Consider the following 13,562-nt stretch of genomic DNA (forward strand, 5'->3'; position numbering starts at 1 on the left):
GTTGAAATTTCTTTAACAACTGAAGGAATTCAGCATTCAATTTCCTAGCGGAACTTTAGCAATTGACCTTCCGGTGAAGGTTGTGAAGCGCGCGAGCCGGTTTTTATTGAACGCTCGCCAGGGCAGATTTGAGCAGCGTTTCTACCATGGGGCGCCGGTCGAGCAGGCGCCGGGCAAGCGCAGTGTCCAGCGTCAGGCCTGTGTCGGATGACGCAAGGCAGGCGTCCGTCTTGTCGAACGGTGTCGGATAGTCGGCAGTGGCGGCAAATGGCCCGAACCCGGCCCGGGACAGGATGATGGCACCCAGCATGGTATCGGCTTCGGCAGCGGGATATTCGCCGTTACCTTGCTGCGCCTGACGGGCGAGCGCCCCCATCAGCACGGGCGCTTCAGCTCTGGGATAGGCGATCATGGGTTTACGCCTGAGCGGGTCCGGATCGCCGTCAAAAAGTGCCATCGGCGTGGACAGCAAAAAGGTTTCAGACAGGCCTGGGGCGTGCAACGGCGGATGCAGAAAGGCAGCGTCGAGCGTGCCCTGTTCAAGGCGTTTTTCCAGCCCGGCGGTCGTTCCCTCAACCAGCCTGACCCGCGCATGGGGGTAGTGCTGCCGGAAGGCGGTCAGCGTCGGAATGAGGATCTGATAGGCCGCTACCTGGGTCATGCCGATCCGCAAGGTCTGACCTAGCCCGGCATGGGCATTGCGCGCTGATTGCGCGGTTTCCAGCGCAGCGGCAATCACCCGCTCCGCCCCTTCGACAAATTGTACGCCGGCTGGCGTTGCGGCAACGCCGCTGCGGTCCCGGTCAAACAGTTTGACGCCAAGTTCTTCCTCAATGCGCCGAAGCCGAGAGGACAAGGCTGGCTGGGTGATATTCAGCCGGCGGGCTGCCCTGCCGAAATGCGCCTCTTCAGCAATGGCAATCACACTTTCATAGTCGAGCAAGGCAAACATTCGATAACCTTTTTTTATCGAACTTCTCAGCTGAAAGCATCGAAACACGGCTTCCATATCCCAAACTTATATTCCGATCCTCCCGGATCAAGTTCTTTAGGACCCCGGTACATGGAGAACCTCGTGAAGACCTTGCTCATCAATCTGTTTCTATCCACCAGTCTGGCTGCCTCTGCTTCTGCTCAGGTGGCCGGATCTCGTGACGCACGCGGACCAATGGATTTTAAAGGCCGTTTTCTGGTGTCGGCGCAAGACGCCGACATGGTCGCCTCGGCCTATGTCAACGGTCTGTTGGGGCCGCGCGAGGGGCGCGATACGCTGGCCGTCATACCGCTGGAGGGCGATCCGCGCGGCTGGCGCGCCCAGGAGGTGTTTGCCTCCAATTCCGTCGGCGGGCCGCCCGCCGTGGTCGACCTGTCGCCGGATGGCCGTTATGCGGTGGTGATTGAAACCTGGACCGAGCGGCCTCAGACGGATGAGGTTCATCGCTTCAGCGATCTTGCCTTCGGCAACCGGCTGACGGTTGTTGACCTGTCAGACCCGGCCAGCCCCAGGACCGTGCAGGAAATAGAAGGCCCGGCGCGTCCGGAGGCTGTCCGCTTTTCCCCAGACGGCTCCCTCTTGGCGGTCAGCTACCATCCGGCCGGAGGGGGCAAGGATGCGCCCCTGGCTCTATACCGCTTTGCCGATGGCCGGCTTGGGGAGATGGTGCGCCCGGAGATCGACGGCTGGGACACGAGCCAGCGGCTGATTGATCTCGATTGGCACCCGGCCGAGCCCATTCTGGCGCTGGTCGACGGGACCGGGGGCGCAACGCTGCGCTTCGCGCGTGTCACGGAGGATCTGGCAGTCGAACCTTTCGGCAATGTGGTTGATATTGAACGGGCGCCTTTCCGCGCGATTTTCACGCCCAACGGCAAGCATGTTGTCCTGAGCGGTCTTTATTGGGGTCCCGACATTCAGGGTCTTTGGACGGAAGCGCCGCGCGGCTCGGTTCTGACCGTGCGCATGAATGCAGAAACGCGTGAAGACGGTACCGTGCGCCATGCTTTTGTTGACCGCAGTCTGACGGGAGTATCACCTGAAGGGCTCGCCGTGTCTCCGGACGGGCGCTGGGTGGCCACAACCAATCTGGAGCGCAGCTATCTGCCTTATGACGATAAGCGGATTACCTGGTATTCGTCCATCACCCTGGCAGCGCTTGACCAGGAGACCGGCGACCTGACCGAAGTGGGAACATTCGCTTATGACGGCATTCTGCCCGAAGCTGCGGTGTTCGACAATTCCAGCTCTTATCTGGCAGTCGCAAACTATGATCACTTTGATGACCGCAAAGAAGGCTCCAGTATCGACTTCTGGCGGCTTCAGAGCGATCCGCTTGATCCGGGCAACACCCAACTGATCAAGACCGGCTATACCGTGCCGGTGACGCGGGGTGCCCATTCCATGGTGATCGCGCGTTAGGGCGTCGGCCAGAGTCACGGACCTGGACTGTTCCGGCGGGGCGTCTGTCCGCACAAACGGGTAATAGCCTTGAAAGTAAGCCGCGTTTCATAAGGTGGGCCGTTCGCTGCCTGACTTCAAATAGGTCAACGCAAAGGGCAGAACGGTCTGTTTTCCTTGAAACGCGGCGCGCTTTGGGATGCCTTTGGCCTCCCGAGATACAAGGCGCACTGACCGATGTCCCGGCCTGGCATCCAGCCTCGAGGGTTTGCCTCAGCCATCGTCCCGATGGGATGGCAGTCTTCTTGCTTGCGCCTGAGCGGGTCCTGATTGCCGTCAAACAGTGCCATCGGCCTGGACAGCAAGAAGGTGTCAGACAGGCCGGGGGTGTGTAGCGGCGGATGCAGAAAGGCGGCGTCGGGCATGCCCTGTTCGAGGCGTTTTCCAGCCCGAATTGCATAAAAACAACCATTTCTAGATGATTTTGTTCGATTTGCTTCGCTGTCTTTTATTTGTTTGAGGACACACGTCGAATGCAGGAATGTCAGGGCGCTTTTTAGCAAGAACGGCGGCCTGCTTGCACGGCCAGGGCCTTTGTGAGGCGTCCTGCTTCTCCCTAAAGTGTCACGATTTACGGTACAGTTATCGACTGCTCGTGGATGGGGTGCTGAGGGCGGACGTGGGTTGAGCCGTCACAAAAACGTCGTAAAACCGGGAAAATACTTCCTGATCCTTTAAAAAAATGTCGCATATCCATGATATGGCGCAGTCTTATTGTCCCGATAAACGGGACGATTATTTCAAAATACGTTTGCCTCTCTTCTTGCTGGCAACACGGGCGCTCCGCATAGTCGCGGGGCAACGGGCCAAGCAGTTTTCCCAGCCCCGCATTTCACAGGAGCCGAACAATGATCCGCATGTTTACGACTTCGATGCTCGTCCTGATGACGGCGACGGCCGCGTCCGCAGCAGACCTGACGGTCTACAGCGCCGGTCCGAAGCCGCTTTCGTCAGCACTGGCCGAAGCCTTCACCGCCAAGACCGGTATCAAGGTCAATCTCTTCCAGTCCAATTCGGGCAAGGTCATGGCCCGCTACCAGGCCGAAAAAGCCAACCCGCAGGCCGATGTCATCATCTCTGCCTCCTGGGGCCATGCCATCACCCTGTCGGAGGCCGGAGAGCTGGTTTCCTACAGCTCCCCCAATGCGGCAACCGTTCCCGACAGCCTGAAGACGGAAGACTATGTGGCCCAAGGCGCCGCGGCCCTCTCCATCGCCTATAACACGTCCCTGGGCCTGCCCGCGCCGGCCGAATGGACGGACCTGACCGCAGACGCTTACCGTGACATGGTCACCATGCCGGACCCGTCGGCCTCCGGCTCCGCTCTCACCTTGGTGCAGGGATTGGCCAGCCGCGACGCCGACGGCACCTGGACACTGCTGAAAGAACTGAAAGCCAATGGCATGATCGTGCCGGGCGCCAACAAGGCCGCCCTGAACCCGGTCCTTTCCGGCGCACGCGGCGTCGTCTTCGGTGCAGTGGACTATATCGCGCTGGGCCTGAAGGCCAAGGGCGAGGCCATCGAGGTCGTCTATCCGTCCAGCGGCACCGTTCTTGCGCCGCGCCCGATCATGATCCCGAAATCGACCGATCAGCTGGCAGACGCCGAGAAATTCGTCGATTTTGTGCTCTCCGATGAAGGTCAGGCGCTCGTGGCCAAGCGCCTGATCCTGCCGGCGCGTACCGATGTCGAAGCGAAGCGGGCCGGCTGGGACGAGCTGAACCTGATCGAGTTTGACTATGTTAAAGCCGCAGCCGATGCGGCCAAGACCAAGGCAACGTTCAAAGACCTGGTCGAGTAAGCACGTGATACAAATGGCCCCCCGCAAACCGGTCCAGGCCCGGTCGGGAGGCGCGATCCGCGCCTCCCTTTTCACCGCGACCATGGGCACCGCCCTTGCCGTCGTGGCTCTGCCGATCCTGGCCATCGTCCTGTTTGCCATCTTTCCCAAACTGAACGAATTGTCCTTTGCCGGGGCCTTCACCAATCTGGGCCCGCATCTGGCGGACCCGCGGCTCGTGCCTGCAGTTGTCAACTCCGTTTCGCTGGCTCTGTCGGTCTGCGCCATAGCCACCATCATTGCGGTGATTGCCGCGCTCATCCGGGTCAATCTGGGGCGCAGCGGCGCCATCTGGGATCTATGTTTCCTGGTTCCCTTCCTGATCCCGCCCTTTACCGGTGCCTTTGCCTGGATCCAGCTTGGCCAGCGGCACGGGTTCATCGAACAGCTGCTGGGGTTCAATCTCACCTTTGTCCTGTTCACCTTTTCCGGTGTTGTCGCGGTGATGGCGCTGAACCTGTTTCCGATTGTCTATTTCACCACGTCCAGCTCGCTGCAGATTGTCGGCAAGCGTTATGACGAGGTGGCCCGCGTCTTTGGCGCAGGCGCGTTGCGCCGCCTCTTCCGCATTGTTTTGCCGCTGGTCGGCACCGCGATTGTGTCGAGCAATCTTCTGGTCTTCATTCTGTCCATTGAGGAATTCGGCACGGCCGAAATCCTCGGCCGCCGGGCCGGTATCGATTTTGTGGTCACCTATATCCACGAAAAGCTCAGCGACTGGCCGATCGACCTTCCGGGCGCCTCGGTGCTTTCGCTGATCCTGATTGTCATCGCGCTTTGTGCCTATTTCCTGCATTTGCGGCTCACGCAGCACGTGGCAACCAGCGTCGATGAAGTTCAGGCGCAATCCTCCCGCCCGCAGTTCGGCCCGCTCTGGACCGCCCTCGGCCATGGGGTGCTGTCGGTGATCGCCTTTGTCGCTGTGTTCCTGCCGCTGCTTGCCATACTGCTCAGCGCCATGATGCAGCGCATGACGGCGGGGCTTACCCTCTCGAACCTGAATTTTTCCGCCTTTGTGGAGCTGTTCACCACCCAGGAAGATGCGCTGGATGCGCTGTTGACCAGTCTGCATCTGGCCACCGTGACCGCGTTGGTTTCGGTCGTGATCGGCGTTCTGGCAGCGTTTTTCATTGTAAGATGGCGCAGCGCCCTGTCGGCGCCTTTGGACTTTCTGTTAACCCTGCCCAACGCGATCCCGTCCATGACCGTTGCAGTCGGACTGATCCTGGTGTGGAACCAGGCCTTCTGGCCCTGGACCCCGTATAACACCTGGTGGATCATGCTGCTGGCCTATACCTGCATTCTGCTGCCCTATCCTGTGCGCATGATTACCGGCACGCTGCGCCAGTTGCCCATGTCCATGCAGGATGCTGCCGTGGTCTATGGGGCAACGGATCTCGGCGTGATCTGGCGGGTCAACGGCCCGGCGCTGCTGGGGGTGTCGGTCGCCGCCGGTTTCATTGTCTTTTCCATTGCCTCCCGCGAGCTGGTCACCTCGCTCATGCTCACCCCGCCGGGTTTTGAGACCGTCTCAACCTTTGTTTTCAACCAGTTCGACCAGGGCTCCGTGAACATGGCCATGGCGATGAGCATCGTTTCGGTCCTGATTTCCGGCAGTTTCATCGCCCTTGGAAATTATCTTCACAGCCTGCGCGGCGAGAAAGGGCACTGACCCGTGATCCAGATCGAGAACCTTCGCAAAAGCTTCGGGCCGGCCGAGATCCTCAAGGGCATTTCCCTGGATATTGAGGAAGGTGAATTCGTCACCCTTCTGGGCGCGTCCGGCTGCGGAAAATCAACCTTGCTCCGGATCCTTGCCGGGCTGGAGCGGGCAGACAGCGGCGCGCTGGTCTACAACGATACCAAGCTTGATGCGGCCGCCGAGGGCCGATTTGTCCCGGCCCAGGCGCGGAAATTCGGCTTTGTCTTTCAGGATCATGCCCTGTGGCCGCATCTGTCGATTGACGACAATATCGGGTTTCCTTTGCGCAGCTATGGCTGGGCCAAGGCCGACATCGCCCGCCGCGTTGCCGAGGTGCTTGCGCAGGTGCAGATGTCGGACCAGGCGGGCAAGTTTCCGCGCCAGCTGTCGGGCGGGCAGCGCCAGCGTGTCGGCATTGCCCGGGCGCTGGCCCTGTCGCCGAAAGTCATCCTGCTGGATGAGCCGCTGGCGAGCCTTGATTCCAACCTGCGCGACGATCTGGGCCACGAGATCCGCAAGCTGGCCAAGCAGTTCGGCCTCACCTGTATCAATGTCACCCATGACCGGCGCGAGGCGCAGATCCTGTCCGACCGCATCGCCGTGATGGTGTCCGGCCAGATCCAGATGGCCGGGGCGCCGCTGGACGTTTTTACCAAGCCCAGGTCGCGGGAAATTGCCAAATTCTTGAATGCGGGCAACATTCTGCCCAGCACGCTGCTGGCGCTTGAGGGCAGCGGTCCGGAGGCGGCGTCAGCGGAGTGGGGCCTTCTGCCCAGAAATGCGGTGCAGATTGTGGACAACAACGGAGACGTGACCGCCCGCATTGAGGACATGGTGTTCATTGATGGCCGGTTTGAGGTCACCGTGGGCCTGAAGGGCCACAGCATCACCTTCTTTTCGGACACACGGCCGGACCCAAGCAAAGAGGTCGCCTTGAGTATTCGCAAAGACCAGATTGTTCCCCTGGAAGCTTGATGTCCGGAACGCCAGATGCAGACCCTGAATGACCTCAAGATCCTGGACGCCATTGCCCAGTTCGGCTCCATCCGCAAGGCCGCCGACCACATGTCGATGACCTCGTCTGCGCTCAGCCGCAAGATCCTGGCGCTGGAGGCACATTTCGGCGTGGATCTGTTTGAACGCACCTCCAGGGGGTTGCGGCTGAACCCGTCCGGGCAATATCTTGCTGTCCATGCGCGCGCGCAATTGGCGGAGCTGGAAAAGGTGCGCGGTGAGCTTCTGGCCATCAAGAAGTCGACCATCGGCCATGTGCGGATCTGCGCGAGCCAATCGGTTTTGGAGAGCTTTCTGCCGGTGTATCTGGCCAAGTTCCAGCAGAAAAACCTGAAAGTGACCGTGGCCGTCAACCATTCCTCTTCCGCTCGGGCGCTCACCGATCTGCAGGAATTCCATTCCGACATTGCCCTTTGCCTCAATCTGCCGGACCACCCCGATTTGGCCGTCCTGGGGGCGGCGGACCAGGAGATTTATGCGGTCGTGTCTCTGGACCATCCGCTTGCCGGGCGCAAGGAAGCGGGTCTTCCGGAGATCGCAAAACACCGGGTTGTGCTGCCGCCACAGGGGTCTGGCCTGCGCCTGATGCTGGACCGGCAGGCCAGTGAAGACGGTGTCTCTCTTCATCCCGTGGTGGAGAGCAACACCTATGCGTCCATTGCCCGGGCCTGCCGTTCGGGCGGGCTGATCACCTTTGGACTGTCCCTTTATGACCAGGGCGGGGACGGCGACTGCGATGTTGCGTTGCTGCGGATCCGCAACATGAAACCGGCCAATGTGCGGTTGGTAAAGCTGCGCGAGCGCACCCTGTCGCCGGCTGCGGCCAAACTGGCCCAGTTCCTGGCCAAAAATCTGCGCAATGCCGGGCGGGAGAGCCCTCTTTCTCAGGCATCCACCTAGAACAGGTCCTGCAACAGCGGAGCCGGTTTGCCGGCGGACGTGCGGAAGATCCCAAGCGCCGGGCTTTTGCGTCCCGCACCTTTCTACCGGGCGCTGTCCTCAAGACACAAGGAAAACAAGATGACACTTTGGGTCACCGCCGACACTCATTTTGGAGATTGTGAGGTTCTTGGGGCAGGGGGGAACGGCTCCAAAACCGCCCGGGCGTTCCGCAGTCTTGAGGACATGAACGCATGTATCGCCGACAACTGGAACGACCGGATCAGCGATCAGGATGTCGTCTATCACCTTGGCGATGTCTTCAGCGGCGAAGGATGGCAGATGCTGGCGCGGCTAAAGGGCCGCAAGCATCTGATCCTGGGAAATCATGACAATCCAGCGTCACCTCATCTGACGGCGGTCTTCGCAAGCATCTCCTTGTGGAAGACGTTTGCGGACAGCAAAACGGTTCTGACCCATCTGCCCCTGGATCTTTCGGAGCGCAGCGGGCTGGGCCTGCGGTTCGAGCGCAACATCCATGGCCACTTGCACCACCGGCCCGCGCCAACGCCACGGCATATTTGCACCAGTGTCGAGCAGACAGCGTATAAACCGGTCAATCTGGAAGACCTGATGAGGGACCGGCAAGATCGCCCTCGCCAGCCACCCGCCCCGGAGGTGCCGCGCTCATAGGAAGGCAAACCCGCGCGATTGGATGCCACGCCGAACTTCGGCAAGGGCGCCTTATACCTTGGGAGGCCGAAGCTAAAGGGTCCTATCATCAAGCGCCCGGCTCAAGCCGATGGGAATGACTTCGAAGACAACCGTGAATCCGGTGGGAACAAAAGAGGCTTGGGGCTTGACCATTTGAACGGAATTAGACCACCAATCTCGCCCGATAGAGCACCCTCTGACCGGTTTTGGAGGGCTTGGCGAGGCGCAAATGGCAGCGCGATGCGGGTATCGGGCACGATCTTCAACAAGATCAGCGGTTGCTTATCCGCAAGCGGATCAGAAGTGCAAAACTGATCGCCACTAAAACGATCCGCATCTTTTGTTCGATCAAAGACCGGGCGATGCACCGGCCGAAGGTGCTGCAACAGCGGCCTTGTGTGGCGTGTTTCAACCTGCAGGACGGCGTTGCGATGCTTGAGCGGCCAATCGGCCGCGCTTCACTTCGCGCCTTGCCGGCAAATTGGAACAAGCCACCAGATGGGTCTCCATCAAGGGAGATTGCGGCGAGGCGGCGGCGGGTGGTCTTGCGCTGCACAACGGAATTTAGTTGACGTTTTTGACGAACTGAAATTAATTTCATTTGTGGAATAAATTTCAAAATACGCACGGCTGGCTTGGGAGGGCCTTTTGGCGAAAGGTGTGTCGCATCTGAAACTGCAGGAAGAAACCGAGCTGGCCGCCCGGGCCGCCTGGTTGCACTTTGTCGGCGGGCTGACCCAGTCGGAAGTGGCTGTCAGGCTTGGCGTATCCGGAACGCGCGCGCATCGTCTGATCGTCAAGGCGCAGGGGCTTGGCTTCGTCCACATTTCCGTCGACGCCTCCGCCGCGCCCTGTGTGGAGCTGGAAAACACGTTGATCGACGCCTTCGACCTGACCATGTGCCGGGTGGCCATGGATCTGGGCGAGCCGGGCCCGATCCCATTGAAAGCTCTCGGAGCTTTGGGCGGCCATTGGCTGACCCGGCTTCTGGACACGCAGAGCCACAAGGTCATAGGTGTCAGCCATGGGCGTACCATTGCCGCCTCCGTTGAGGCCATGCAGCGCCGGGAGGCGGGCGCAACGGTGTTTGTCTCGCTGCTGGGCGGGTTGACCCGCTCGCTGGCGGCCAACCCCTATGATGTGATCCACCGGCTGGCGCAGGTGACCGGCGCAGAGGCCTATCTGATGCCGGCGCCGCTGTTCACGGATTCGCCAGAGGACAAGGCGGTGCTGGCGTCCCAGTCCATGGTCCGCGATGCGTTCCGGCGCATGCAGGATTGTGACCTTGCGGTGGTCGGCATTGGCGATCTGAAAACCTCGGCCGGGTCTCTTGCCTACGGGCCGGAGGGGATCGCGGGCGAGCTGGCTGGGCAGGGCGCGGCCGCGGAAATTCTGGGACAGTTTCTGGACGGCGCGGGCCGCCAGATTTCAACGTCGCTCGACGGCAAGGCCATGGCCATGCCGCTTGAGGACTTGCGCGGCCGGGAGGTGGTCGCGATTGCAGGAGGTCTCGGCAAGGTCGAGGCGGTCAGGGCCGCGCTCTGCAGCGGGCTTCTGACGGGACTGATTATCGACGAGGCAGCCGCCCGGTGTCTTGTTGAGGGTCTGAGCGGCCGCCGCGCCGCCGGAGCCGCTTAAACCCGCGGGCGATCTGGGAGGAACGTCATGTATGAGAAAGAGAAGGACCTCGTAAACGCCTATATCAGGGGTCAGATGAGCCGCCGCAGCCTGCTGCGCTCGCTGGCGGCCCTGGGCGTATCGGCCGCAGGCGCCGGAATGCTGGTGAACGCGGCGGCGACCCGCGCTCTGGCAGCGGATTTTGACTGGAAAAAACACTCCGGAAAATCGGTCAAGCTGCTGCTCAACAAGCATCCCTATACCGATGCGATGATCGCCAATCTGGACAATTTCAAATCCCTGACGGGCATGGATGTCGCCTATGACATATTCCCGGAGGATGTTTATTTCGACAAGGTGACGGCGGCCCTGTCCTCCGGCTCCAGCGAGTATGATGCCTTCATGACCGGCGCCTACATGACCTGGACCTATGGTCCGGCGGGCTGGATCGTCGATCACAATGAATGGCTGAACGACCCGTCCAAGACCAATCCGCAATACAACTGGGCGGACATGAATGAAGGCGTGCGCAAATCCTGCGCCTGGAACGGCAAGCCGGGCGGTGCCCTCGGCTCCGACGATGCCAAGCAATGGTGCATTCCCTGGGGATATGAGCAGAACAACCTGACCTACAATGCCGCCATGATGGAACAGGCGGGGGCGCAGGTGCCGACCAACCTGGATGAGCTGATCGAGGTGGCGGCCAAGCTGCAGGCGGCCAACAGCGGGACCTACGGCATAGGCGTGCGCGGCTCGCGCAGCTGGGCCACCATCCATCCGGGCTTCCTGTCCGCCTATGCCAATCTGGGCGAACATGACCTGAATGTCAGCGGTGATGGCAAATTGTCGGCGGCCATGAACACGGCCGGGTCCAAGGATTTCCATGCCAAATGGGTCAAGATGATCCAGGATTCCGGCGCGGCCGACTGGTCCACCCACACCTGGTATCAGGTCGGCACGGATCTGGGCGCTGGCAAATCCGGCATTATCTATGACGCCGATATTCTCGGCTATTTCATGAATGGCGGTGACAACGCCATGGCGGGCAAACTGGCCTATGCCCCCTTTGCCGCCTCCGGCAATGGCGCACCGACGCCCAATATCTGGATCTGGTCCCTGGCCATGTCGAAATTCTCCAAGGATCTCGATGCCACCTGGTACTTCATGCAGTGGGCATCGGGCCCCGAACACGCCCTGTTCGGGGCCACTCAGATGGACTTTGTCGACCCGGTGCGCAATTCGGTCTGGGCCGACAGCGGCTTCCGCGACCGACTGAACAGGTCCTATCCGGGCTATGTGGAAATGTATGACGCGTCCGCACCGGGTGCATCCATCAAGTTCACCGCCCAGCCCCTGTTCTTCGATCTGACCACCGAATGGGCGGCCACGCTGCAGAAGATGGTGGCCAAGGAAGTGCCGGTGGATGAAGGGCTGGACCAGCTGGCCGCCAGCGTCAACCGGCAGCTCAAGGAAGCCGGCCTCGGCTGAGCCCCCTTTCGCAAGGCGGGCCGGTTGTCCGGCCCGCCTCCTGTGACCCGACCAGGTTTTTAAGACATGGCCAATGACACCGTGGCCCGTGCTGCGCCGACGCGCATCCGGGTTTCGAGACAGCTGTTTCCCTATCTCCTGAGCCTTCCGGCCCTGCTGGTCTGTATCGGGATCCTGATCCCGTTCTTCACGGCGGTCTGGTTTTCGCTCCAGCGCTACCGTCTGTCCCAGCCCTGGAACAGGGGCATGAACTGGGGCGAGAATTATCTCAACTTCCTTACAGATCCCTCTTTCTGGAACACGCTGAAGGTCAGCCTGGTCTATGCGGGGCTGACGGTCGGGCTGGAGCTGCTGCTGGGCCTGGCCATCGCGCTTTTGTTGCAGAAGCGCTCCACCTTCAACAATTTCATCTCCATCATGCTGCTGATGCCCCTGATGACGGCCCCGGCGCTGGCCGCGCTCATGTTCAAGCTGATGACCAACCCGAATTTCGGGATCTTGAGCTATTTTGCGCAGGTTCTGGGGTTCGGCGACATGCGCTGGGGCTCAGATCCCTCTACCGCGCTTCTGACCGTGATTCTGGTGGATATCTGGGTCTATACGCCCTTCATCATGATCCTGCTTCTGGCCGGGCTCCGCTCCCTGCCCAAACAGCCCTTTGAGGCGGCTGCCCTCGACGGGGTGCCCCGGCTACAGCAGTTCTGGCGCATCACGCTGCCGATGCTGCTGCCCTATATCCTGACCGCCTCACTGTTCCGCCTGCTCGATTCCATCCAGCAATTCGACATCATTTACGCCATGACCCAGGGCGGGCCCGGCGACCGGTTGATGGTGTTCCAGGTGGAGGCCTATCTGAACTTCTTCCAGTCCACCAATGTGGGCCGCTCTGCTGCCCTGCTTCTGATCCTGTGGGCGATCACCTTTGTCCTGTCCAATCTCTTCATCAAGAACTGGCTGCGCCTGCGCGAACGCGCCAGAGGGGAGGCTTGAGCCATGCACCAGTATTCACCGCTTGAGCGGGTGCTCCGGGGCATTGCCCTGACCGCGATCGTGATCTTCTTCATGTTCCCGATCCTCTGGATCGTGCTCATGAGCCTGCAGACCAACGAGACGATCCTGCGCTCGCCGCCTTCCATGGTGTTCCAGCCGACCCTGTCCAACTATGCGGCGATCATTGCCGGCCGGCTGGACAGCAATGTCGCCTCCATGGACATCGCCTTCATGCACAATCTGATGAATTCGGTGATCCTGTCGGTGGGCTCCGTCGCCCTGTCGCTGGTGCTGGGCGTTCCGGCGGCCTATGCCTTTGCCCGGCACAAGTTCCGCGGATCGGAGGACATTGCTTTCACCCTGCTCAGCTTCCGTTTTGCCCCGCCCTTGCTGGTGCTGCTGCCGCTGACCATGTATTTCCAGCAGATCGGCCTGGCCAACACCTATATCGGCCTGATCTGGGTCTACCAGCTGATCTGCCTGCCGCTTATCCTATGGATTGTGCGCGGCTATTTTGAGGATATCCCGCAGGATATCGAGCATGCCTACCGCATTGCCGGGCACAGCTGGCTGTCCACCTTCCGCAAGATTGCGCTGCCGCTGGCCGGGCCGGGCATTGCGGCGGCTGCGCTCCTGGCCTTCATCTTCGCCTGGAACAATTTTGTCTTCGCCCTCGTTCTGGCAAGCGCGGACAAACAGCCGGTGACCGTTGGCGCCCTCGCCTTTGTCACCGCCAGCGGCATTCAATATGGCCAGATTGCCGCTGCGGTCGTGCTGTCCATCACCCCCACTCTTGCTCTGGCGCTTTATGCGCAGCGCTATCTTGTCGAGGGCCTGTCCCTTGGTGCCGTGAAAGGATGAC

At 60.7% G+C, this 13,562-nt stretch carries 12 protein-coding genes; 10 read left to right on the forward strand and 2 right to left on the reverse strand.

Annotated features, from left to right (window positions below; genetic code table 11):
* Positions 1–103: 103 nt before the first annotated feature.
* On the reverse strand, positions 104–952 hold the full coding sequence (locus ACXAIC_RS20965) for a LysR family transcriptional regulator (protein WP_475184925.1): 849 nt from the start codon (positions 950–952) through the stop codon (positions 104–106).
* Positions 953–1,063: 111 nt separating this feature from the next.
* Here ACXAIC_RS20965 and ACXAIC_RS20970 point away from each other — a divergent pair, with 111 nt between their 5' ends.
* From ACXAIC_RS20970 to ACXAIC_RS20995, 6 genes are all read left to right on the forward strand, one after another.
* Positions 1,064–2,416 carry a lactonase family protein gene (locus ACXAIC_RS20970; protein WP_475184932.1) on the forward strand — a complete coding sequence of 451 codons (1,353 nt, stop codon included), beginning with the start codon at positions 1,064–1,066 and terminating at the stop codon, positions 2,414–2,416.
* An 887-nt stretch (positions 2,417–3,303) separates the two neighbouring features.
* Positions 3,304–4,257: an ABC transporter substrate-binding protein gene (locus tag ACXAIC_RS20975; protein WP_475184938.1), complete on the forward strand. Its 954-nt coding sequence runs from the start codon at positions 3,304–3,306 to the stop codon at positions 4,255–4,257.
* A 13-nt stretch (positions 4,258–4,270) separates the two neighbouring features.
* The gene (locus ACXAIC_RS20980; protein ID WP_475184944.1) at positions 4,271–5,968 is read left to right on the forward strand and encodes an ABC transporter permease; all 1,698 of its coding nucleotides are present in this window, start codon (positions 4,271–4,273) and stop codon (positions 5,966–5,968) included.
* 3 nt (positions 5,969–5,971) lie between these two features.
* Positions 5,972–6,973, forward strand: a complete 1,002-nt coding sequence (locus ACXAIC_RS20985) for an ABC transporter ATP-binding protein (RefSeq protein WP_475184949.1) — start codon at positions 5,972–5,974, stop codon at positions 6,971–6,973.
* Between the two features lie 15 nt (positions 6,974–6,988).
* Positions 6,989–7,912 carry a LysR family transcriptional regulator gene (locus tag ACXAIC_RS20990; RefSeq protein WP_475184955.1) on the forward strand — a complete coding sequence of 308 codons (924 nt, stop codon included), beginning with the start codon at positions 6,989–6,991 and terminating at the stop codon, positions 7,910–7,912.
* A 120-nt stretch (positions 7,913–8,032) separates the two neighbouring features.
* Entirely contained in the window at positions 8,033–8,584 is a 552-nt protein-coding gene (locus ACXAIC_RS20995) for a metallophosphoesterase (RefSeq protein ID WP_475184962.1), read from the forward strand.
* Positions 8,585–8,876: 292 nt separating this feature from the next.
* On the opposite strand, the gene ACXAIC_RS21000 is transcribed toward ACXAIC_RS20995, so the two are convergent.
* On the reverse strand, positions 8,877–9,233 hold the full coding sequence (locus ACXAIC_RS21000; RefSeq protein ID WP_475184970.1) for a hypothetical protein: 357 nt from the start codon (positions 9,231–9,233) through the stop codon (positions 8,877–8,879).
* A 20-nt stretch (positions 9,234–9,253) separates the two neighbouring features.
* Here ACXAIC_RS21000 and ACXAIC_RS21005 point away from each other — a divergent pair, with 20 nt between their 5' ends.
* The 4 genes from ACXAIC_RS21005 (at position 9,254) to ACXAIC_RS21020 (ending at position 13,561) form a co-directional block, all read left to right on the forward strand.
* Entirely contained in the window at positions 9,254–10,243 is a 990-nt protein-coding gene (locus tag ACXAIC_RS21005) for a sugar-binding transcriptional regulator (RefSeq protein ID WP_475184977.1), read from the forward strand.
* Between the two features lie 27 nt (positions 10,244–10,270).
* Positions 10,271–11,710, forward strand: coding sequence for an ABC transporter substrate-binding protein (locus tag ACXAIC_RS21010; RefSeq protein WP_475184980.1), 1,440 nt, complete (start codon positions 10,271–10,273; stop codon positions 11,708–11,710).
* 66 nt (positions 11,711–11,776) lie between these two features.
* On the forward strand, positions 11,777–12,700 hold the full coding sequence (locus ACXAIC_RS21015; RefSeq protein ID WP_475184985.1) for a carbohydrate ABC transporter permease: 924 nt from the start codon (positions 11,777–11,779) through the stop codon (positions 12,698–12,700).
* 3 nt (positions 12,701–12,703) lie between these two features.
* Positions 12,704–13,561, forward strand: coding sequence for a carbohydrate ABC transporter permease (locus ACXAIC_RS21020; protein ID WP_475184988.1), 858 nt, complete (start codon positions 12,704–12,706; stop codon positions 13,559–13,561).
* The last annotated feature ends 1 nt before the right edge of the window (position 13,562 follow it).

It is taken from the genome of Roseibium sp. AWQ4_254, assembly GCF_056161025.1.

Coding starts and splice junctions, on each gene's coding strand:
- ACXAIC_RS20965 (WP_475184925.1), bottom strand. CDS start 952: ATGTTTGCCTTGCTCGACTATGAAAGTGTGATTGCCATTGCTGAAGAG.
- ACXAIC_RS20970 (WP_475184932.1), top strand. CDS start 1,064: ATGGAGAACCTCGTGAAGACCTTGCTCATCAATCTGTTTCTATCCACC.
- ACXAIC_RS20975 (WP_475184938.1), top strand. CDS start 3,304: ATGATCCGCATGTTTACGACTTCGATGCTCGTCCTGATGACGGCGACG.
- ACXAIC_RS20980 (WP_475184944.1), top strand. CDS start 4,271: ATGGCCCCCCGCAAACCGGTCCAGGCCCGGTCGGGAGGCGCGATCCGC.
- ACXAIC_RS20990 (WP_475184955.1), top strand. CDS start 6,989: ATGCAGACCCTGAATGACCTCAAGATCCTGGACGCCATTGCCCAGTTC.
- ACXAIC_RS20995 (WP_475184962.1), top strand. CDS start 8,033: ATGACACTTTGGGTCACCGCCGACACTCATTTTGGAGATTGTGAGGTT.
- ACXAIC_RS21010 (WP_475184980.1), top strand. CDS start 10,271: ATGTATGAGAAAGAGAAGGACCTCGTAAACGCCTATATCAGGGGTCAG.
- ACXAIC_RS21015 (WP_475184985.1), top strand. CDS start 11,777: ATGGCCAATGACACCGTGGCCCGTGCTGCGCCGACGCGCATCCGGGTT.
- ACXAIC_RS21020 (WP_475184988.1), top strand. CDS start 12,704: ATGCACCAGTATTCACCGCTTGAGCGGGTGCTCCGGGGCATTGCCCTG.